We start from the raw sequence: 20,010 nt of genomic DNA, 5'->3' as shown, positions 1-20,010 counted from the left end.
ATGCGGGCGGTTTCCGGCTGGCCCCGGATGGGCCGGTTACCGGGGACAGATCATGGGCAAGACGGCAAGACGCTTCCCGTGCCCCTTGGCACTGCCGGGAGAGCATCCGGCGATCCTGCCCCATGACTGTCATGAGACTTCCTATAAGCAAACGCGGCGGGCAAATCCACCCACCGCGTTTCCTTGTTATCCTTAGCGACGGATCCCGAGGCGGCCGATCAGCGTCTTGTAACGGCCTTCGTCCTTGCGGTTCAGGTAGTCGAGCAGGGAACGGCGCAGGGCCACCAGCTTCAGCAGGCCACGGCGGGAATGGTTGTCCTTCACGTGTCCCTTGAAGTGTTCGGTCAGGTTGTTGATCCGTTCGGTCAGAACGGCGACCTGCACTTCCGGAGAACCGGTGTCACCTTCCTTGATGCCATATTCCTTGATGAGCTGCGCCTTGCGCTCTGCAGTGATCGACATCGGTATGTCCTTTCATGGGATGAAGCTGGCCGGGCCAGCTGTATCTTGGCGGCTCATGGCCACCGTGTGCCGCTCCTGCCGTTCAGCCAGGGCCGGGATGTCGTCCAGCGAAGGTCGGGCAGAAGGGATCGGGGCCATCATTGGCCCGATTGCGCGGGAATATGACGGAGACGGCCTGCAAATTCCAGAAGAATCTTGAAAGGCCGTACGCCGCCGTTCCTAAAGGTGAAGAATGCGCGAAGGCTGGAACCGGCCCTTGTCGATGAAGCCGAGTGCCACCGGCGTGCCGCCATGGCTGGCGAAGGCCAGATCACAGGACAGCGGCGCATTGCGCCCGCGCAGCAGCACCGCCATGCCCTGGCGGATGCGGGCGGCATCGTCGCTGCTGACCGGCACTTCCGGCAGGTCTTCCAGCGCCTCGCGCACCGGCAGCAGGAAGTCCATCAGCGCTTCCACATTGCCTTCCGCCTCTTCGGCAGCTTCGTTCAGCTCCTCCAGCGTCACCATGTCCGCTTCGCCAAAAGGCCCGACCAGCAGGCGGCGCAGCTCGGTGACATGGCCGCAGGTGCCCAGACGGCGGCCCAGGTCGCGCGCCAGAGCCCGCACATAGGTGCCCTTGCCGCACTCGGCCTCGAAGACGGCGCGGTTCGCGTCCGGCATGTCCACCAGCGTCAGGCGGTGCACGTCGATGGGCCGGGCTTCCAGCTCCACGTCCTCGCCGTCGCGGGCAAGGTCATAGGCGCGCTCGCCGTCCACCTTGATGGCCGAGAATTTCGGCGGCACCTGCAGGATGGTGCCTGTAAACTCCGGCAGCACGGCGCCGATGGCGGCAGCATCCGGCCGCACATCCGAGGTGGCGATGACTTCGCCCTCGGTGTCATCCGTGTTGGTTTCCGCGCCCCAGGTGACTTCAAAGCGGTAGATCTTGCGCCCGTTCATCACCATGGGCACGGTCTTGGTCGCTTCGCCGAAGGCAATCGGCAGGCAGCCGGAGGCACGCGGGTCCAGCGTGCCGGCATGGCCAACCTTTTCCGGATGCAGGATGCGCTTCAGGCGCGACAGGGCGTCATTGGAGGTCAGGCCATAGGGCTTGTCGAGCACCAGCCAGCCGTCAATGGCGTTGCGCGGGCGGCGCTGCTTCTGCGGACGGGACATGTTTGTTTCCTGAAATTCCGGATGGACCCAAGGGCGCGGTTCAATCCACGCGCTCATCACCGTCTTCGTCCGCGCCGTCTGCAATGTCGCGCTTCACATCGGGTGTGTGCAGCAGCGCGCCGATGCGGTCGTCATCGTCAAAGCGGGTGTCGAGGATGAAGCGCAGGTCCGGCATGAATTTCATGGTCATGCGGCGGGACACCTGGCCACGGAAGTACTTGGCGCTGCGGTTCAGCGCCTTCACCACCTTGTCGCCGTTCTGGCCGCCCAGCGGCATGATCAGGCAGGTGGCCAGACGCAGATCCGGCGTCATCCGCACTTCCGGGATGGTGATGATCACCCCGTCCAGGTCCGGGTCGGACAGCTGGCCGCGGGTGAGGATTTCCGACAGTTCCTTGCGCACGATTTCGCCGACGCGAAGCTGGCGCTGCGAGGGCATGCCGGCGCCCTCTCCTGATGTTCTGGCCATTGGGTCATCCACTCAAACAGGCCCACCGGGGACGGCCGGTGCCCTGCGAAAACAAACCGCCGGCGCAAAGGAAGCTCCTCGCGCCGGCGTGCAATCCTGCCAGCATTTCATCTGGCTCGACGCCCGGCGGATGCCGCCGGGTCTGGCGCTTGCCTTACAGCGTGCGGGCGATCTGCTCGACGCGGAAGCACTCGATGACATCGCCGACGCGCATGTCCTGGAAGTTGACGAAGTTCATGCCGCATTCCTGACCGGATTCGACAGACTTGACGTCATCCTTGAAGCGCTTGAGCGTGCCCAGCTTGCCTTCGTGCACCACGACGTTGTCGCGGATAAGGCGGACTTCGGCGCCGCGCTCGACGATACCTTCCGTGACAAGGCAGCCTGCCACCTTGCCCACCTTGGTGATGTCGAAGATCTCGCGGATCTCGGCATAACCGATGAAGGTTTCGCGCCGCTCGGGAGCCAGCATGCCGGACATCGCCGCCTTCACGTCATCCACGAGGTCGTAGATGATGTTGTAGTAGCGGATCTCGATGCCTTCACGCTCGGCCGCTTCACGGGCCTGCTTGTTGGCGCGCACGTTGAACGCGATGATCGAGGCATTCGAGGCGGTCGCCAGCGTGACGTCGCTCTCGGTGATGCCGCCAACGCCGGACAGGAGGATGCGGGCGCCGACTTCGTCGTTGCCGAGCTTCTCCAGCGCATGGGCAATGGCTTCCGCCGAGCCCTGCACGTCCGCCTTGACCACCAGCGGGAAGTCCTTGCGGCCGCCGCTCTGCAGACGGCTCATCATCTGCTCCAGCGAGCCGCGCGAACCGGCCTTCAGCACGGACAGCTTCTCGCGCTTCTGACGCTGACGGTAGTCCACGATCTCGCGGGCACGGGCTTCGTTCTCGACCACGGCGACCTGGTCACCGGCATCCGGCGTACCCTGGAAGCCGAGGATTTCGACCGGCTTGGAGGGACCTGCCTCCTTCACCTGGTTGCCGTCCTCGTCCAGCATGGCGCGGACCTTGCCCCACTCGCCGCCGGCGACAAGAATGTCACCAACGCGCAGGGTGCCCTTCTGCACCAGAACGGTTGCCACCGGACCACGGCCCTTGTCGAGCTGGGCTTCGATGACGAGACCTTCGGCGGTGCGTTCCGGGTTGGCGCGCAGTTCCAGAACTTCCGACTGCAGCAGGATCATTTCCAGCAGGCGGTCGAGGTTCAGGCCGGTCTTGGCCGAAACTTCCACGTCGATGGTGTCACCGCCCATGGATTCCACAACGATCTCGTCATGGAGCAGTTCGGTGCGCACGCGGTTCGGGTCAGCAGCCGGCTTGTCGATCTTGTTGATGGCAACGATGATCGGCACACCGGCAGCCTTGGCATGCGAAATCGCTTCCTTGGTCTGCGGCATGACGCCGTCATCGGCAGCCACCACCAGCACGACGATATCGGTTGCCTTGGCGCCGCGGGCACGCATCTGCGTGAAGGCGGCGTGGCCCGGCGTATCGATGAATGTGATCTTCTGACCGTTCTTCTCGACCTGATAGGCGCCGATGTGCTGGGTGATGCCACCGGCTTCGCCCGTCACCACCTTGGAATTGCGGATCGCATCCAGCAGCGAGGTCTTGCCGTGGTCAACGTGACCCATGATCGTGACGACCGGCGGACGCGAGATCAGGGTGCCTTCCTCGTCGGCTGCGGAGAACAGGCCGTCCTCCACGTCCGCTTCGGAGACGCGCTTGACCGTGTGGCCCAGCTCGGAAGCGATCAGTTCAGCCGTGTCTGCGTCGATCACGTCGTTGATCTTCAGCATCTGGCCCTGCTTCATCAGCAGCTTGATCACGTCCACGGAACGCTCGGCCATACGGTTGGCGAGTTCCTGGATGGTGATGACTTCCGGCAGGATGACTTCACGCGAGATCTTCTCGCGCACAGCCTGCATGCCGCCACGCTTTTCCTTTTCACGGCGGCGGCGCAGGGAGGCAAGCGAGCGCGAACGCTGCTCGTCCGACCCGCCGGTCGCGGCAGAAATGGTCAGCTTGGAACGGCGGCGGTCATCGCCGGTGCTGCGCTTGGCAACCGGAGCTGCCGGAGCCTTCGGGCGCTTGACGGTCCGCAGGCCGTTTTTGCGCTCTTCCTCGGCTTCTTCCTCGGCAGTGCGGCCGGCGGCCGGGCGCGGACGCTCGGGGGCAGCCGTTGCTTCGGGCTTGCGCGCGGCAGGGGCTTCAGAACGGGCAGCGGGAGCGGCGGGCGCTGCAGCCACCGGCTTCACCGGCTCAGGCTGAACTTCCGGCTCGGCAGCGCGGCGCTCGGCCTCTTCGGCCTCGCGGCGTGCGCGCTCTTCTTCCTCGACCTTGCGGCGGGCTTCTTCCTCAACGCGGCGGATCGCCTCTTCCTCGGCCCGGCGGATGGCTTCCTCTTCGGCGCGCTTGCGCTCCTCGATCTCGCGCTGCTGCGCAAGCTTGAGGGCGGCGGCACGGGCGGCTGCCTCTTCCTGGGTCAGGGAGCGGAGCACGGCACCGCCACCGGGGCGCTGCTGCTGGCCGCGGTTCTGCTGCTGCGGCCCACGGCGCTGCTGCTGATTGCGGTCGCCGCCCTGGTTCTGGGGCTGCTGCTGGCGCTGGGGCGCCGGGGACTGGGCCTGTGCGGGGGCAGGAGCTGCCTCACGCGGACGCTCGGCCGGCGCAGATGCTGCTGCCGGGGCCTCGCCCTCGGGGCGCCCTTCCTGGCCGGGAACCACCACCCGGCGTTTCTTCTTTTCCACGACGACAGCCTTCGACCGGCCATGGGAGAAGCTCTGGCGAACAGTTCCCTGTTCGACGCCGCCCCGCTTGAGGCCGAGGGTCTTCCGCTCGACGTTGATCGTCTTGTCGCCTGGATTCTTCGTATCGTTCATATTTGCCTTCAGTCCTGCGCTACCGCACTGTCCGCGCCACAGCGTTCATACGTGACGGAACCTGCCCGGAAAGCTTCCAGTTGACGCACACGTTCAAGGAAGCCTTCGCTCGCCCGGCCAGCGAGCAGTGCAGCATGTATCACATTAGTGCGACCCAATGCCAAATCCAATTGAGTCGAATCGAACAAACGGACGACCGGACGGCCGCTTGCCAGCTCTGTCTGGCTCGCAGCGGCTGCCGCGAGCTTTCGAATCCCGTCCCCGGATGCATCCGAGGCATGAATGAGGGCGATCACCGGATCGCGCCGCAACGCGGCCTCGACCTTGGAAAACCCGGTCACCAGTTCCCCGGCCTTGCGGCACAGGGACAGTGCGGACAGCGCGCCCTTGACGAGCAGCGTATCGATAAGATCCGCCAGTCCGGGCTCCGCCTTCACCTCGGCCTTGAAGGCCTTGGCGAAGACACGCTTTTTCAGGGCCGTCTCGACGGCCTCACGCTTTGCCGTGATCCAGACTCCGCGTCCTGGCAACTGGCGCTTGAGGTCCGGCACGACCTGCCCTTCCGGGTCCAGAACGAAGCGCATCAGCTCCGAAACCGGCAAGACCGCCCGCGAGAGCGCACATTGCCGTTCCAGCGGCTCGTTCTTCCTCGGCACCCGGTGGGCCTCCATTCCTTCTGCCTGCCTGCGCCTCACACAAGGCCGCAGGCAGGTTCTGGTTCCCGTTCATCCCGCAAGGCGTGCAACCGGACCATTGTCCCTGCCTGTCCTGCGGATGTGCTTCCTGGCGGAACCGCCCCGGAAGCCCTTCTCGTCAGGCGGTCTCGCCGGCGTCTTCTTCTTCGCCGTCTTCCGCCTCTTCCTCGAACGTGCCCATGTGGGCCGCAAGCTCTTCCTCGGTGATCCAGCCTGCCGCAAGGCGGGCAGCCATGACCATGCCCTCGGCATCGGTGCGCGACACTGCGAAGGACGACAGGGCGCCGTCGAAACGCTTGGTCTCGCCATCCTTGCGCTCGGTCCAGCCGACCAGATCATCGGCGGCGCAACCCGCCAGATCCTCGATCGTCTTGATGCCGTCCTTGCCCAGGGCAACCAGCATCGCGGTGGTCAGGCCATCGATCTGGCGCAGCTCGTCGGCAACACCCAGAGCGCGGCGCTCCTCGTCCTGCTTGGCTTCCAGCTCGGCGAGATAATCACGGGCACGGGCCTGGATTTCCTCGGCGGTGTCATCATCGAAGCCTTCGATCATCGAGATTTCCCCGAGATCGACATAGGCCACTTCCTCAACCGACGTGAAGCCTTCGGTCGCCAGCAGCTGGCCAACCATCTCGTCCACGTTGAGGCATTCCATGAACAGGGTGGAGCGCTCCTGGAATTCCTTCTGGCGCCGCTCGCTTTCTTCCTGCTCGGTCATGATGTCGATAGCCCAGCCGGTCAGCTGCGAAGCCAGGCGCACGTTCTGGCCGCGGCGGCCAATGGCCAGCGACAGCTGCTCGTCCGGCACCACGACCTCGATGCGCTCGGCATCCTCGTCCACCACGACCTTGGCGACTTCCGCCGGCTGCAGGGCGTTGACGATGAAGGTCGCCTCATCCGGGTTCCACGGAATGATGTCGATCTTCTCGCCCTGAAGCTCGCCCACAACGGCCTGAACACGCGAACCGCGCATACCGACGCAGGCGCCGACCGGGTCGATGGAGCTGTCCTTGGAAATGACGGCGATCTTGGCACGCGAACCCGGGTCACGGGCCACGGCCTTGATCTCGATGACACCATCATAGATCTCCGGGACCTCCTGCGCAAAGAGTTTCGCCATGAATTGCGGATGGGTGCGCGACAGGAAGATCTGCGGGCCGCGCTGTTCGCGGCGCACGTCGTAGATATAGGCACGGATGCGGTCACCGGTGCGGAACAGCTCGCGCGGGATCAGCTCGTCACGGCGGACGATGCCTTCACCGCGCCCAAGGTCGACGATGACGTTGCCATATTCGGCGCGCTTGACCGTGCCGTTGACCACTTCGCCGATACGGTCCTTGAACTCGTCGAACTGACGGTCACGCTCGGCCTCGCGCACTTTCTGCACGATCACCTGCTTGGCGGACTGGGCGGCAATGCGGCCGAAGTCTAGCGGCGGCAGCGGCTCGGCGATATAGTCGCCGATGGTGGCTTCCGGGTTGCGCTGCTTGGCATCCTCGAGCGCGATATCGGTAGAGAAATTCTCCACCGTCTCGACCACCTGGAGCAGGCGCTGCAGACGGATCTCGCCGGTCTTCGGATTGATCTCTGCGCGCACTTCCGTCTCGGTGCCATAACGGGAACGGGCCGCCTTCTGGATGGCGTCCTCCATGGCAGCGATCACGATGCCCCGGTCAATCGTCTTTTCCCGGGCAACCGCATCGGCGATCTGGAGCAGTTCCAGCCGGTTCGCGCTGATAGCCATTCTCGTTCACTCCTCTTGCGCGCCTGTTCTCCGCGCGCTTGTCTCAAAGCGTTGAAAAGGGGCAGGCCTCAGTTGGCCCGGTCTCCGGAGGAGCCGGAGCCGTCCCCGTCATCATCTTCGTCGTCGTTATCGTGCTCGTATTCGAATTCCGTGTCCTCGTCATCAAGGTCATCGGCATCGATGCCGCGGGCCGCAAGGGCAGCCTTTTCGGCCTTGAGCGCGGCGCGGATCAGATCGTCGGTCAGCACCAGCCGGGCTTCGCCGATCTCGCCAAGCGGCAGCAGAACCGGGTTCGGCGTGCCTTCCGGCGCGTCGGAAAGACGCAGCACCGCAGCTCCGCCTTCTACGCCGGTGATGACGCCACGGAAACGCTTGCGGCCATCCTGCGGCACGGACATCTCGACCTTGGCCTCGTGGCCGGACCAGCGGACGAAATCGCTCTCGCGCACCAGCGGGCGGTCGATGCCAGGCGAGGAAACTTCAAGATGATAGGCGCGGTTGATCGGATCGTCCACGTCGAGGGCGGGCGAAACGGCGCGGCTGATCTCCTCGCAGTCATCCACGGTCATCGTGCCGTCGGGCCGCTCGGCCATGATCTGCAGGGTGCAGCCGTTTGCGGCGCTGATCTTCACGCGCACCAGCCGGTAGCCAAGGTCAGCGATCACCGGTTCCACGATGGCGGCAACGCGGGCATCAAGGCCGTCTTCGATGACGATACGGGGCTCTTGCAAACTCAATGCGTGTCTCCTGTCCGGGGGCGGTCCGGCGCCGGGATCTCCCGGCCGTCCATTCCGCCAGCATCACGACCGGCCTAAACAAAAAAGAGCGGGTCCTTCGCGGGGCCCACTCTCATACTGCTCCGATCGAGCCGCTAGAGAAGATGAATGACGCCTTTATACGCAAGTCTGCCGGAAAAGCAAGGGCAAAGCCCTGTTACCGCCTTCCGGCAGATGCTCCCTTTGCGGGCTCAGCCCCGCAGGAAGGTGAGATAGCGCGGCACGCGGCCTTCCCTGAGCGCCTTGGCCTCATAGCGGGTGCCTGGCCAGCCAGCCCAGGGCTGGCGCCAGTCATCAGCCGTTTCGGCCGTCCATTCAAAGGCTTCGTGGTCACGGATGTGGCGCAGGGTCCAGTCCACATAGGTGTCGATGTCGCTGGCAAAGCGGAACTGCGATCCCGGACGCAGCGCGCGGGCGTAACGGTCGAGGTTTTTCGGGCTGATGAACCGGCGCTTCCAGTGGCGCTTCTTGTGCCAGGGGTCCGGATAGAGCTGGTAGGCAAGGGACAGGCTTGCCTCCGGCAGCCAGTCAAGGATCTGCACCGCGTCGTCGTCATAAAGGCGGACATTCTTCAGCCCGCCATCCACCACCTCGACCAGCGCCTTGCCCATGGAGGTGCTGAAAGGTTCGATGCCGATGATGCCGACATCCGGATTCTCGCGGGCCCGGTGCAGAAGATGCTCGCCGCCGCCGAAGCCCACTTCCAGCCAGATTTCGCGCACAGGCGCTTCAAACAGGCTGGCAAGGTCCGCAGGTGCGGGAACGGACGGATCCAGCCGCAGGCGCGGCATGTCCGTTTCCATCAGCGTGATCTGGCGCGGCGTCAGCGGCTTGCCCTTGCGCCGTCCATAGAAGGAACCGTCGTAGAAATCAGTCATGGGTCCATGCGGTCAAACGAATGGCTGGGCGCTTCAGGAAACGCGCCCCCGGATAGGAAACGCCGGCCGCCATCGGGCAGCCGGCGCTCCGGTTCATGAAGACGGGCTGCCTCAGCCGGCAAAGCCCTTGAGCGCGCCCACCAGATCGGTGGCTTCCCAGGAGAAGCCGCCATCTGCTTCCGGCGCACGGCCGAAGTGGCCGTAAGCGGCGGTGCGCTCATAGATCGGGGCATTGAGCTTCAGGTGCTGGCGGATGCCGCGCGGGGTGAGGCTCATGATGTCGCGCAGGCCCTTTTCGAGCCTGGCTTCATCGCAGCGGCCGGTGCCGTGCAGGTCGACATAGACCGACAGCGGCTCGGACACGCCGATGGCGTAAGACAGCTGAATGGTGCAGCGGTCGGCGAGGTCGGCGGCCACCACGTTCTTGGCAAGGTAGCGCGCGGCATAGGCGGCCGAACGGTCCACCTTGGTCGGGTCCTTGCCGGAGAAGGCGCCGCCGCCATGCGGGGCTGCACCGCCGTAGGTGTCGACGATGATCTTGCGGCCGGTCAGGCCGCAGTCGCCGTCCGGACCGCCGATGACGAAGGCGCCGGTCGGGTTCACGTGCCATGCGGTCTGCTCGTCGATCCAGCCATCCGGCAGGGCGCTGCGGATATAGGGCTCGACGATGTTGCGCACATCGCGCGAGGTGAGCGTGGCATCGAGATGCTGGGTCGACAGCACGATGGAGCTGACGCCAACCGGAACGCCGCCCTGGTAGCGGACGGTCACCTGGCTCTTGGCATCCGGCCCCAGCACCGGCTCGCGGCCCGACTTGCGGGCTTCGGCGAGCAGGCGGAGAATCTTGTGCGAGTAGTAGATCGGCGCGGGCATCAGCTCCGGCGTCTCGCGGCAGGCATAGCCGAACATGATGCCCTGGTCGCCTGCACCTTCGTCCTTGTTGTCGCCGGCGTCAACGCCCTGGGCGATGTGAGCGGACTGGGCGTGCAGGTACACGGAGATGTCGCAGTTTTCCCAGTGGAAGCCTTCCTGGGCGTAGCCGATATCCTTGACGGCCAGGCGCGCCAGATGGGCCACGTAATCCTTGGTGATGGTCGCAGGACCACGGGTTTCACCAGCAATCACGATGCGGTTCGTGGTTGCAAGGGTCTCGCAGGCAACGCGTGCCTCGGGCATTTCACGCAGGTAGGCATCAACGACAGCATCGGAAATGCGGTCGCACACCTTGTCGGGATGACCTTCCGAGACGGACTCGGAGGTGAAGAGATAGTCCTGACGGGCCATAGCCGAACGTCCTTCTGGGAAAATATGAACATGGCGGCGGAATTTCTCCGCCGCCAAGTCAAGTGATGAAGCAGATTGGTCAGCGAGCGTCAAGTTCCCTCGCCGTTGAAGATCATGTGACGCTGCATCCCGGCGGGACTGTCTCTCCGGAACGTTATCAAGTCCTTATGCCGTCTCAGCATTTTCGAAGCTTGATGTAACAGCATCTTCAAAGCCTTGTGTCAGGCCTCGTCGCCCGCAAGGGCACGGACCAGATCGACGATCTTGCGGCGCACCTTGGGGTCCTCGATCCGCACGAAGGCCTTGTTCAGGGACAGGCCTTCGGAGGAGGAGAGGAAGTCGACCACATAGGAGGTCGGCTGCGACTCGCCAAAGCCTTCGAAGTCGTCCGGCGAACCGGGAGCGTCTTCGAAGAAGAAGGCGACCGGCACCTTGAGCACGGTCGAGATGTGCTGCAGGCGCGAGGCACCAATGCGGTTGGTGCCCTTTTCGTATTTCTGGATCTGCTGAAACGTGATGCCGAGGCTCTCACCGAGCTTCTCCTGGCTCATGCCAAGCATCATGCGGCGCAGACGGACGCGGCTGCCGACATGCACGTCGATCGGGTTAGGTGCTTTCTTGCTGGGCATTGCCCTCATCTTTCCGTTCAGCGTGTCCTCCGGCCAGAAGGTCCACGCGGGTTTTCAAGAACACGAAACTCACTTTGAGCTGCCATCCTGGCGCTTCGGGTGTGGACCGGACCACCCACTGCCGGTCCTCTGTTTCGCGGTTTCCACTGCTCCTCCGGAAGCTGCGGTTGTACTACACTATGCTCGCGGACTCTCCCATTCAATATCAATTATGACGCGAAGGCAGGTTGAGGCTCGCTAAAGTAAAGAATGTAGTAAAAATGATCAGGAGTCCGGCCAGTCCCGCATCTCCGTACCGCGCATAAAGCGTCGCCTGCAATGGTGCAGTGAGCTGAGCGTCGATCACGCCGGGCCGGTTGAGAGGAAGAGAGCCCGTTACCCGGCCATACGGATCAATGACAGCTGATATACCTGTATTGGCAGATCTGACAAGGGGCAATCCTTGCTCGATGGCCCGGAACCGGGCCTGAGCCAGGTGCTGGTAGGGCCCGGCCGTGTTCCCGAACCAGGCGTCATTGGTGACATTGAGCAGCCAGTCCGGGCGGCTTCCGGCCTCTGATGCCATTTGCGGAAAGATCGCTTCATAGCAGATCAGGGGCAGGAAGGGGGGCAGGCCACCCGTCTCCATAACGCGGGGCGCATAGCCCGCCGTGAAGGCGCCGGGGGCATTGACCAGCTTGCGGATACCCAGCCGTTCGAGCAGGCCGGACAGGGGCAGGTACTCTCCGAACGGGACGAGGCGCACCTTGTCATAGGCATCCAGAATCTCGCTGCCATCTCCTATGACGTAGATGCTGTTGTAATATTTTGTCTCTTCAGGTCCTCTCTCGGCGCGGATTGCACCTGTAACAAGTGTCTGATCCGGCTCCAGAAGAGAATCTATCTCTGTCAGAGCCTCTGGAGAACTTGTCAAAAGAAAAGGAAATGCCGATTCTGGCCAGATAAAGACCTTGCGCGTATTACTTACGGCATTATCGATTTTGGCGGATCTGCTCAACCCAAGATAGCTTCTGAAAATCGAAACTTTATTTTCAGGAAGCCACTTCTCGTTTTGCGCGATATTGGGTTGTATGACGCGGATATCTACCGGGGGCTCCGCAAGTTCCGCCGGTCTTGCAAGCCTTGCGTTGCCCCAGCCCCACATACCGGCGAGCACTGCAAGGCTCAGGGTGAGCGGCAGCCAGCTGCGGCGTCCGGCATCTGCCAGTGCCGCCGGTGCGGTTGCACAGGCAATGACAAGGGCGCTCAGCCCGTAGATGCCGATGAGACTGGCGCTCTGGGACAGGGCGAGGCTGCCGGACACACTGTAGCCGAAGCTGTTCCAGGGAAATCCGGTCAGGATATGGCCGCGCAGCCAGTCAGAGATGGCCAGCAGCCCCGCAAGCAGCAGCATGCGGCCCGCATGTTCGGGCCAGAAACGGGTCGCCAGTGCAATGGCCGCTGCGTGAAACAGCGCCAGCCCCGCCGGAAGACCTGCAATGGCAAAGGGCAGCATCCAGGCATATTGCTCGGCTTCCACCAGAAAGGCGCTGCCGATCCACCACAGGCCGGCAAGGAAGTAACCAAAGCCGAAGCACCAGCCGATGGCAAATCCGGCCCGCATCCGCCGTCCGGAGGGAACACTGTCCTTTGCGCCCGCCGCGCCGTCGATCAGCCACACGAGAGCCGGCAGCGTGACAAAGAGCACGGGGAGAATGTTGAACGGCGGCAGGGCCAGAACCGAAGCTGCGCCTGCGGCAAAGGCCAGAAGCCACCGTCTCTTGCCGTGCGCCAGAAGGAAGGGGCTGGCGGCGCGCCGTATCAGGTCTGGCAGGAAGGGCATTGTCAATTCTCTCCGCCGCTTACGGCCCGCAGCATGTGGGGGGCGTCAGAGCGCAGGTCAAGTCTTCCGGACCTGCGCTCTCATCTGGCCAGTCCCAGGCGGCGCCCGGGCAACGCCCGGGCATGATGGGCCGGCGTTTCAAAGCCTTGGCACTTACGTGGCAGGAGGTTCCGTCCCTGTTGTCTTTTCGTCGCGCTTCGTCCGCCGCCGCTGGTCGCCCGTGCGGCCTTCCACCCGGCGCTTGCGCACTCTCAGGCGCTTGATCCGGCGCGGGTCCGCATCGAGAACTTCGAATTCGTAGCCGGTGACCTCCTTGGGGGCGATCAGTTCGCCGCGCACCGGCACCCGGCCAAGCAGGGTGAACAGCAGGCCGCCCAGCGTGTCCACCTCCTCGGCCATTTCACCGGCGTTGAAATCGGTGCCCAGCTGTTCGGACAGCTCTTCCAGCGGAATGCGGGGATCGGCAATCCAGACGCCCTCACCGGCCGGCTGGAGCATTGCCTCTTCGTCCTCGTCGTGCTCGTCCTCGATATCGCCGACGACTGTCTCGACGATATCCTCCAGCGAGACGAGGCCATCCGTGCCGCCGTATTCATCGATGACCAGCGCCATCTGCACGCGGCTCGCCTGCATCTTGGCCATCAGGTCGGTCGCCGGCATGGAGGGTGGCACAAACAGAAGCGGCCGCAGCAGCCCGGTTTCGGCGAGCGTCAGCGTCAGATCGATCAAGGTCAGATCAAGGGCGGAATTCTTGGCTGATACGTCGGTGTCTTTTGCGGCCCCGGCCTCGGATGGCGTGGCAAGACGGGCGATGAAGGCCATCAGATCCTTGATGTGAACCATGCCGCGCGGGTCATCAAGGCTCTCGTGATAGACCGGCATGCGGGAGTGGCCATTCTCGCGGAACACTTCCATCAGGCGGCCCAGCGTCACGCTGTCGTCCACCGCCTCGATATCTGCGCGGGGAACCATGACGTCATCGACGCGCAGCTCGCGCAGGCGGAGAATGTTGCCGAGCAGCAGCCGCTCTTCCGGCGAAAATGCCGTATCCCCACCTTCAACCAGTTCGCGGGCAAGCTCGTCCTGGAGATTTTCCCGCAGGCTCGACGCGCTTGACCGGCGCAGGCGGGTCAGGTGCCCGGCCAGCCGGGCCAGAGGCCCCGGTTTTCGGGGCCCGGATAGTCGTGGGTCGGCGCCGTCTTCCTGAACCGGCACGGAAGCCGGACTGGCCGCAGGCGTTGCGATACTACCACTTTCAGAAACTGTCATCTGTCCATTCGTTCGTTGTCCCTGCTGTCACCCTTGCGGGATCAGGGCTCCTGCGGGTCGTCCGCCACAAGCGGCACGTCCGCATATGGGTCGGCAATGCCCATGCTGGCAAGGATCCGCCGCTCCAGATCTTCCATCTCTTCGGCTTCGGCCTCCATTTGGTGATCATACCCGAAAAGATGAAGGAGTCCGTGCACTACAAGATGCAAAAAATGATCCTGAAAGGAAATATCCTGCTCTTCAGCCTCCTTCGAGACTGTTTCCAGCGCGAATACGATATCACCAAGCAGAGGGCCGTAAAGCCCGTTCATCTCTTCCCCGCCCGGGAAGGAGAGAACATTCGTGGCCTTGTCCTTGTTCCGCCACTCGGCGTTGAGCTCGCGGATACGCGCATCATCGACGAAAAGAAGCGACAGTTCGGAGCCGGGCATGGCCTTGAGCCCGCCAATGCGGAAGGCGGCTTCCGCAGCGCGCAGGCTCAGGGCCTCCAGTTCGTCTTCTTCCGGCCAGTCATCACATTCGATGCTGAGATCCAGCAGGAAATCTTCCGGCAGGGCGCTGGCGGACGAAGGGGCAGGGGCCACAGGGCTTACTCCTGCTGCTGCGCGGCAGCAGCGCGCAGGGCATGCCGGCGCTCCCGCTCCTGCAGCTCTTCGCGGCTGGCGTCGTCATAGGCGCGCACGATGCGGGCCACCAGCTCGTGGCGCACAACGTCCACATCTGTGAACTGCACGTGGGCCACGCCCTCGATGTCCGGCAGAAGTTCCAGCGCCTCGCGCAGGCCCGACTTCTGGCCCATGGGCAAGTCGATCTGGCTGGGGTCGCCGGTGACGATCATCTTGGAGTTCTCGCCCAGACGGGTGAGGAACATCTTCATCTGCATCGTCGTGGTGTTCTGCGCCTCATCCAGCAGCACGACGGCGTTGGAGAGCGTGCGCCCGCGCATGAAGGCGAGCGGGGCCACTTCGATCATGCCGGACTGCAGGCCGCGATCGACCTTTTCCGGCGGCATCATTTCGTAGAGCGCGTCATAGAGCGGGCGCAGATAGGGGTCGACCTTCTCCTTCATGTCACCCGGCAGAAAGCCGAGGCGTTCGCCCGCTTCAACGGCGGGACGGGAGAGGATCAGCCGCGAGGCATCGCCGCGCTCGATCAGGGCAGCGGCATAGGCCACCGCGAGGAAGGTCTTGCCCGTACCGGCAGGGCCGGTGCCGAAAATCAGATCGGCGCGGTCCATGGAGCGGATATAGGCATCCTGTGCTGCCGTGCGGGCGACAACGGTCTTCTTGCGGGTCGAGATCTGCGCGAAGGAGAGGCGGGAGCGCGGCTCCAGCGTCGGCAGCGGCAGCTGGGCATCGGCGGCCACCGCCATGCGCAGCGCGCCTTCCACATCGGCCGGGTGGATTTCGTGGCCCTGCTGCAGGCGCTGGTAAAGTGATTCGAGGGCGTGGCGTGCCTGCACGCACTGACGGTGCTTGCCCTTCAGCGTCACCTGATTGCCGCGGGCGATGGCGTCGACGCCAAGGCGCTGCTCGATCAGGGCCAGGTTCTGGTCAAACTGGCCGAAAAGGTCACCAATCAGCCTGTTGTCATCGAACGCAAGGACAATGTGGGTCATGTCAGAGGCGGGGACTGCTCCCCGGTCAGAGGGCTTGCGAAGCGTTGTCTGGCTGTCACGCGTCAATGGCCGCCTCCTTGGCAGGGCTCGTGGAACTGAGCTGAACATCAGTGTGCCCTGCAATCAGCCGTCCGAACAGCGAATTGGAGCCCGTGTCGTAAATTTCCACGGTTTGGATCGTGCCGATCAGATCCTGCGGCCCGTCCACCTGCACCGGCTGCAGCCAGGGGGACTTGCCGGTGATCTGGCCGGGCATGCGCCCAGCCTTCTCGAACAGCACGTCCATCTGCATGCCGACGCGGGACCGGTTGAAGGCACGCTGCTGCTCAGCCAGCAAGGCCTGCAGCTCGAGCAGCCGGGCGGTCTTCACGTCCTCCGGCACCTGATCTGCCATGGTTGCGCCCGGCGTGCCGGGGCGCTGGCTGTATTTGAACGAGAAGCAGGCGGCATATTCCACGCGCCGCACCAGATCCAGCGTATCGGCGAAATCCTGATCCGTCTCGCCGGGGAAGCCGACGATGAAATCGCCCGAAAGCGCCAGGCCCGGTGCAGCCTCGCGGATGCGGCCGATCAGGCGGAAATAATCCTCGCGCGTATGGCGGCGGTTCATCGCCGCCAGAATCCGGTCAGAGCCCGACTGCACCGGCAGATGCAGATAGGGCATCAGTTCCTTGAGGTCCCGGTGCGCGGCGATCAGCTCGTCATCCATGTCACGCGGATGGCTGGTGGTGTAGCGCAGCCGGTCGAGCCCCGGAATCTCCGCAAGGCGCCGCAGCAGATAGCCAAGGCCGAGGGGCTTTCCGTCCGGGCCATCGCCATGCCAGGCGTTAACGTTCTGGCCCAGCAGCGTCACCTCGCGCACGCCCTGTGCGGCCATCTGTTCCGCCTCGCGCAGGATCTGGGCGAGCGGGCGCGACACTTCCGAGCCGCGCGTATAGGGCACCACGCAGAAGGTGCAGAACTTGTCGCAGCCTTCCTGCACGGTCAGGAAGGCAGAAGGCGCCCGCTTCAGGCCCGGCTTTGCCGCTTCCTTCGACAGGTGCTCGAACTTGTCCTCGATCTCGAATTCGGTTTCGACCACGCTTTCCCCGCGCGAGGCGCGGGCGATCAGATCCGGCAGACGGTGATAGCTCTGCGGGCCGAAGACCATGTCCACCACGGGCGCGCGGCGCGCGATTTCCTGCCCCTCCGCCTGCGCCACGCAGCCGGCAACGCCCACCATCAGCGGTTTGCCGCCGGGGCCGCGCTCGTCCTTCAGCTTGCGGATGCGGCCAAGCTCGGAATAGACCTTCTCGGCAGCCTTCTCGCGGATGTGGCAGGTGTTGAGGATCACCAGATCCGCGTCATCCATGCTGTCCGTGGTGCGGTAGCCCTGCGGGCCCAGCACATCGGCCATGCGGTCGCTGTCATAGACATTCATCTGGCAGCCATAGGTGCGCACGAAGACCTTCTTCATGCCGTCCTGATCGCTGCCTTCCGCCCGGCGGCTGACCACAGCCTCGTCAGAGCCTTCGCCGCCCGCCGTCTGGCTGCCATTGGTGTGGGAATGGGCCGTGGAAGGGGATTGGGCCGGGCTGGCCGGGTGCAGTTCACTGGAACGCTGGGTCATGAGCTCCTCACGGCGCCCGGACGGTCAATGCCATCACGCGGGCTCGCGCAGATCAGATATACAGGGGCCATGTGACGGTTTGCCGTCACAGGAGAGGCCGCCCTCGATTTCCGCCAGCTTTAGCCGCTTTTGCTGCCGATGAGAATAGGCGGGGCGTCATTGTGTTGCTTCGCTGGCCGGAACTTCAGCCTCACTGGCCTCCGGGTCCAGCGGCATGCGTCCCGTCAGCCCGGCAATGGTCATGCGTTCCACATCGGCATGAAGGCGGGCAGTCAGGGCCTTGCGGTCAGTTCCGGGGCTCACTTCCACCGGCTCGCCCCAGGTCAGCTCCACATCAATGGCGCCATTGCAGAACACGCCCCACAGGTGGCCGCCCAGCTCCATGTCGCCATACCAGGCAATGCGCGCACGGGTGCGCCTGTCCAGCGGAATGCCGTGCTGGCGGGCATAGACGATGGACAGCGGCTGCACCTGAACGGGCGCACCATTTTCCAGCGCCTTGGTGGCTGCGCCCAGAAGGGCGGAGCGGAAGGGCAGAACGCTGTTGCCGTCGTTGGACGTGCCTTCGGCAAACAGCACCATGGCATCGCCGCTGGCCATGCGCCCGGCAATCTGGCTGGCGACAGCCCCCGTCTCGGTCCGGCGGGTGCGGTTGACGAAAACCGTGCGCTGAAGCTTGGCGAAAAGCCCGAAGATGGGCCAGCCTTCCACTTCCGACTTGGCGATGAAGGACAGCGGCATCACGGCGCCCAGAACGGTGATGTCCACCCAGGACGCGTGATTGGCGACGATCAGCAGCGGCCGGTGGGTGGCGGGCTTGCCCTTCTGCGTGATGCGGATGCCGACAAGCCTTGTGGCAATGCGGTGCCACAGATACGGAAGCTGCCGCTGCACCGGATGGCCGGCCTTCATCGCCAGCCACTGCAGCGGAATGAGGATCAGGGAGACGATTGTCAGCAGAAAGATGACGCAGACCGCCTTACTCTGCTGCATCGCCGCCCTCCGGGGCCTTGGGCGCCAGCGGCACGCAGTACAGTTCCAGCCGATGGTCCACCAGCCGGTAACCGAGCCGCTTGGCAATCAGCTCCTGCAGCGCCTCGATTTCCTCGCTGCGGAACTCGATCACCGTGCCGTTGCGCAGGTCGATCAGATGGTCGTGATGCTCGTCCGGCACCGTCTCGTAGCGCGAGCGCCCGTCGCGGAAATCGTGCCGTTCGATGATGCCGGCATCCTCGAACAGCTTCACGGTGCGGTAGACGGTGGAGATGGAAATGCGGGCATCGAGCGCGGAGGCCCGGCGGTAGAGTTCCTCCACATCCGGATGGTCCGTCGCCTCCTCGATGACGGAGGCGATGATGCGGCGCTGCTCCGTCATGCGCATGCCTTTGGCGATGCACTGATCGGCGAGCGAGTTTGGCCGGTCACCGGACATGCCTGCCCCTTTCCTTCCGCGTTGAACCCTGTCTTGAGCGATTAGCCAAGATCGGCGCGCATGACAAGCGCAGTCCCGTCTTTCTCGCTCTGCCGGTAATAGCCCTTGCGCTCGCCCACCTGCTGGAACCGCAGGCTCCGGTAAAGATGCAGGGCAGCTTCATTGGCGGCATCCACTTCCAGAAAGACACTGGCGCAGCGCTCGCCATAAAGGCGGAACATCGCTTCCTGCATCAGCCTGCGGGCAACGCCGCGCCCGCGCTGGCGCGGATCGACAGCCAGCGTCAGCACTTCCGCCTCATCGGCCACCTGCCGCATGATGACGAAGCCGACGGGCGCACGCGTGCCATAGGGGCTGGCACGGCGGGCAAGCAGCATCAGAACTCCGTCCTGCGAACGCAGGCGCGCCAGTTCGTCTTCATCCCAGCCATGGGCAAAGGATTTGGCGTGGATATCCGCAAGGCGCGGCAGATCCTCGTCTTCGACAGGCTCAGTCACAGGCGGGGCAGACCAGAACCACCAGAAACTCATATCCGCTCGATCCTCCCTTTGAGCTGCGGCTTGGCATCCGGCGGGCGCAGGTAAAGCGGCACTGGCGGCAGGCCTGTTGCCTGCGCCGCCGCTCCCAGCCGCGCCACCGTGGCAATGTCCGGCACGCTGGCCGTGCCGTGCACCTTCACGCCGGCAAGGCCGCAAGCTTCAGCAAGAGCAGGTGCCGCCGAGCCGGTCAGCACCATGTCCGGCGTGATGCGGGCCGCCAGATCGTGCCGCAAGGCCACCTCCGGCTCGCCTGCCGGATGGCCGGTTTCATCATAAAAGGCTGCGTAGATCTCGTCTTCGCGGGCTTCCAGCACGGCCAGAACGGGCCGGCCTTCCGCCTCTGCCCGGGCCTCGGCGGCAAGGCCGTCGAGAACGGAAATGCCGATGGCCGGGATCTGCCGCACCAGCGCAAAGCCGCGGGCAACGGACAGGCCGACCCGGAGCCCGGTAAAGCTGCCGGGACCACAGGTGACGGCAATCCGGTCGAGATCCGCAAAGGTGACGCCCGCTTCGGCCATCACCGCCTCGATCATCGGCATCAAGGCTTCCGCATGACCGCGGCCGATGGCCTCGCTGCGGGACACCAGCGTTTCGCCGCGGTCTGTCAGCGTCAGCACGGCAACCGCGCAATTGGCCTGGGCCGTATCGATGGCAAGCAGTCGGGTCATCGCCTGTCCCGGCCTCCGCAAGGCTTACTGGAGCGGCACCGGACGGGGGTGCGGCTTAAAGAAAATCCGGA

The 20,010-nt window shown here is 64.3% G+C and carries 19 protein-coding genes; all 19 read right to left on the bottom strand.

Going from position 1 to position 20,010, the window contains the following annotated elements:
* Positions 1–192 precede the first annotated feature (192 nt).
* Positions 193–462, bottom strand: a complete 270-nt coding sequence (gene rpsO / locus H163_RS0106710) for a 30S ribosomal protein S15 (RefSeq protein WP_019963791.1) — start codon at positions 460–462, stop codon at positions 193–195.
* Positions 463–681: 219 nt separating this feature from the next.
* The gene (truB, locus tag H163_RS0106705; RefSeq protein ID WP_019963790.1) at positions 682–1,617 is read right to left on the bottom strand and encodes a tRNA pseudouridine(55) synthase TruB; all 936 of its coding nucleotides are present in this window, start codon (positions 1,615–1,617) and stop codon (positions 682–684) included.
* A gap of 40 nt (positions 1,618–1,657) precedes the next feature.
* On the bottom strand, positions 1,658–2,086 hold the full coding sequence (rbfA, locus tag H163_RS0106700) for a 30S ribosome-binding factor RbfA (protein WP_019963789.1): 429 nt from the start codon (positions 2,084–2,086) through the stop codon (positions 1,658–1,660).
* A 154-nt stretch (positions 2,087–2,240) separates the two neighbouring features.
* On the bottom strand, positions 2,241–4,976 hold the full coding sequence (gene infB / locus H163_RS0106695) for a translation initiation factor IF-2 (protein ID WP_019963788.1): 2,736 nt from the start codon (positions 4,974–4,976) through the stop codon (positions 2,241–2,243).
* An 8-nt stretch (positions 4,977–4,984) separates the two neighbouring features.
* On the bottom strand, positions 4,985–5,647 hold the full coding sequence (locus tag H163_RS0106690) for an RNA-binding protein (RefSeq protein ID WP_019963787.1): 663 nt from the start codon (positions 5,645–5,647) through the stop codon (positions 4,985–4,987).
* A 142-nt stretch (positions 5,648–5,789) separates the two neighbouring features.
* Positions 5,790–7,415, bottom strand: coding sequence for a transcription termination factor NusA (gene nusA / locus H163_RS0106685; protein ID WP_019963786.1), 1,626 nt, complete (start codon positions 7,413–7,415; stop codon positions 5,790–5,792).
* A 68-nt stretch (positions 7,416–7,483) separates the two neighbouring features.
* Positions 7,484–8,152 (bottom strand): ribosome maturation factor RimP, encoded by a 669-nt coding sequence (gene rimP, locus H163_RS22330; protein WP_081625969.1) that lies wholly within the window; start codon positions 8,150–8,152, stop codon positions 7,484–7,486.
* A gap of 230 nt (positions 8,153–8,382) precedes the next feature.
* Positions 8,383–9,069, bottom strand: coding sequence for a tRNA (guanosine(46)-N7)-methyltransferase TrmB (gene trmB, locus H163_RS0106675; RefSeq protein WP_019963784.1), 687 nt, complete (start codon positions 9,067–9,069; stop codon positions 8,383–8,385).
* A 111-nt stretch (positions 9,070–9,180) separates the two neighbouring features.
* Positions 9,181–10,353: a methionine adenosyltransferase gene (gene metK, locus H163_RS0106670; RefSeq protein WP_019963783.1), complete on the bottom strand. Its 1,173-nt coding sequence runs from the start codon at positions 10,351–10,353 to the stop codon at positions 9,181–9,183.
* Positions 10,354–10,574: 221 nt separating this feature from the next.
* Positions 10,575–10,982 carry a helix-turn-helix domain-containing protein gene (locus H163_RS0106665; protein ID WP_019963782.1) on the bottom strand — a complete coding sequence of 136 codons (408 nt, stop codon included), beginning with the start codon at positions 10,980–10,982 and terminating at the stop codon, positions 10,575–10,577.
* Positions 10,983–11,187: 205 nt separating this feature from the next.
* Positions 11,188–12,804 (bottom strand): apolipoprotein N-acyltransferase, encoded by a 1,617-nt coding sequence (gene lnt / locus H163_RS0106660; protein WP_019963781.1) that lies wholly within the window; start codon positions 12,802–12,804, stop codon positions 11,188–11,190.
* Positions 12,805–12,957: 153 nt separating this feature from the next.
* Positions 12,958–14,073: a transporter associated domain-containing protein gene (locus H163_RS22325; RefSeq protein WP_115336380.1), complete on the bottom strand. Its 1,116-nt coding sequence runs from the start codon at positions 14,071–14,073 to the stop codon at positions 12,958–12,960.
* Between the two features lie 41 nt (positions 14,074–14,114).
* Positions 14,115–14,657: an rRNA maturation RNase YbeY gene (gene ybeY, locus H163_RS0106650; protein ID WP_019963779.1), complete on the bottom strand. Its 543-nt coding sequence runs from the start codon at positions 14,655–14,657 to the stop codon at positions 14,115–14,117.
* A 5-nt stretch (positions 14,658–14,662) separates the two neighbouring features.
* Positions 14,663–15,691 (bottom strand): PhoH family protein, encoded by a 1,029-nt coding sequence (locus H163_RS0106645; RefSeq protein ID WP_019963778.1) that lies wholly within the window; start codon positions 15,689–15,691, stop codon positions 14,663–14,665.
* A 55-nt stretch (positions 15,692–15,746) separates the two neighbouring features.
* On the bottom strand, positions 15,747–17,147 hold the full coding sequence (gene miaB / locus H163_RS0106640) for a tRNA (N6-isopentenyl adenosine(37)-C2)-methylthiotransferase MiaB (protein WP_244296189.1): 1,401 nt from the start codon (positions 17,145–17,147) through the stop codon (positions 15,747–15,749).
* A 309-nt stretch (positions 17,148–17,456) separates the two neighbouring features.
* Positions 17,457–18,293 carry a lyso-ornithine lipid O-acyltransferase gene (gene olsA / locus H163_RS0106635; protein ID WP_019963776.1) on the bottom strand — a complete coding sequence of 279 codons (837 nt, stop codon included), beginning with the start codon at positions 18,291–18,293 and terminating at the stop codon, positions 17,457–17,459.
* Positions 18,280–18,732, bottom strand: coding sequence for a Fur family transcriptional regulator (locus H163_RS0106630; protein ID WP_019963775.1), 453 nt, complete (start codon positions 18,730–18,732; stop codon positions 18,280–18,282). The genes olsA and H163_RS0106630 overlap by 14 nt, the downstream gene beginning before the upstream one ends.
* A gap of 41 nt (positions 18,733–18,773) precedes the next feature.
* Entirely contained in the window at positions 18,774–19,262 is a 489-nt protein-coding gene (gene rimI / locus H163_RS0106625) for a ribosomal protein S18-alanine N-acetyltransferase (protein ID WP_019963774.1), read from the bottom strand.
* The gene (gene tsaB / locus H163_RS0106620; protein ID WP_019963773.1) at positions 19,259–19,939 is read right to left on the bottom strand and encodes a tRNA (adenosine(37)-N6)-threonylcarbamoyltransferase complex dimerization subunit type 1 TsaB; all 681 of its coding nucleotides are present in this window, start codon (positions 19,937–19,939) and stop codon (positions 19,259–19,261) included. The genes rimI and tsaB overlap by 4 nt, the downstream gene beginning before the upstream one ends.
* Between the last annotated feature and the right edge of the window lie 71 nt (positions 19,940–20,010).

It is taken from the genome of Pannonibacter phragmitetus DSM 14782 (assembly GCF_000382365.1).
Lineage (GTDB): Bacteria > Pseudomonadota > Alphaproteobacteria > Rhizobiales > Stappiaceae > Pannonibacter > Pannonibacter phragmitetus.
Note: the sequence above shows the minus strand (reverse complement) of the source record. Positions and strands in the feature narration are given on the sequence as shown.

Excerpts from the sequence above, each read along its gene's own strand:
- rpsO (WP_019963791.1), bottom strand. The coding sequence starts at position 462 with ATGTCGATCACTGCAGAGCGCAAGGCGCAGCTCATCAAGGAATATGGC.
- truB (WP_019963790.1), bottom strand. The coding sequence starts at position 1,617 with ATGTCCCGTCCGCAGAAGCAGCGCCGCCCGCGCAACGCCATTGACGGC.
- rbfA (WP_019963789.1), bottom strand. The coding sequence starts at position 2,086 with ATGGCCAGAACATCAGGAGAGGGCGCCGGCATGCCCTCGCAGCGCCAG.
- infB (WP_019963788.1), bottom strand. The coding sequence starts at position 4,976 with ATGAACGATACGAAGAATCCAGGCGACAAGACGATCAACGTCGAGCGG.
- H163_RS0106690 (WP_019963787.1), bottom strand. The coding sequence starts at position 5,647 with ATGGAGGCCCACCGGGTGCCGAGGAAGAACGAGCCGCTGGAACGGCAA.
- nusA (WP_019963786.1), bottom strand. The coding sequence starts at position 7,415 with ATGGCTATCAGCGCGAACCGGCTGGAACTGCTCCAGATCGCCGATGCG.
- trmB (WP_019963784.1), bottom strand. The coding sequence starts at position 9,069 with ATGACTGATTTCTACGACGGTTCCTTCTATGGACGGCGCAAGGGCAAG.
- metK (WP_019963783.1), bottom strand. The coding sequence starts at position 10,353 with ATGGCCCGTCAGGACTATCTCTTCACCTCCGAGTCCGTCTCGGAAGGT.
- H163_RS0106665 (WP_019963782.1), bottom strand. The coding sequence starts at position 10,982 with ATGCCCAGCAAGAAAGCACCTAACCCGATCGACGTGCATGTCGGCAGC.
- lnt (WP_019963781.1), bottom strand. The coding sequence starts at position 12,804 with ATGCCCTTCCTGCCAGACCTGATACGGCGCGCCGCCAGCCCCTTCCTT.
- H163_RS22325 (WP_115336380.1), bottom strand. The coding sequence starts at position 14,073 with ATGACAGTTTCTGAAAGTGGTAGTATCGCAACGCCTGCGGCCAGTCCG.
- H163_RS0106645 (WP_019963778.1), bottom strand. The coding sequence starts at position 15,691 with ATGACCCACATTGTCCTTGCGTTCGATGACAACAGGCTGATTGGTGAC.
- miaB (WP_244296189.1), bottom strand. The coding sequence starts at position 17,147 with ATGAAGAAGGTCTTCGTGCGCACCTATGGCTGCCAGATGAATGTCTAT.
- olsA (WP_019963776.1), bottom strand. The coding sequence starts at position 18,293 with ATGCAGCAGAGTAAGGCGGTCTGCGTCATCTTTCTGCTGACAATCGTC.
- H163_RS0106630 (WP_019963775.1), bottom strand. The coding sequence starts at position 18,732 with ATGTCCGGTGACCGGCCAAACTCGCTCGCCGATCAGTGCATCGCCAAA.
- rimI (WP_019963774.1), bottom strand. The coding sequence starts at position 19,262 with ATGAGTTTCTGGTGGTTCTGGTCTGCCCCGCCTGTGACTGAGCCTGTC.
- tsaB (WP_019963773.1), bottom strand. The coding sequence starts at position 19,939 with ATGACCCGACTGCTTGCCATCGATACGGCCCAGGCCAATTGCGCGGTT.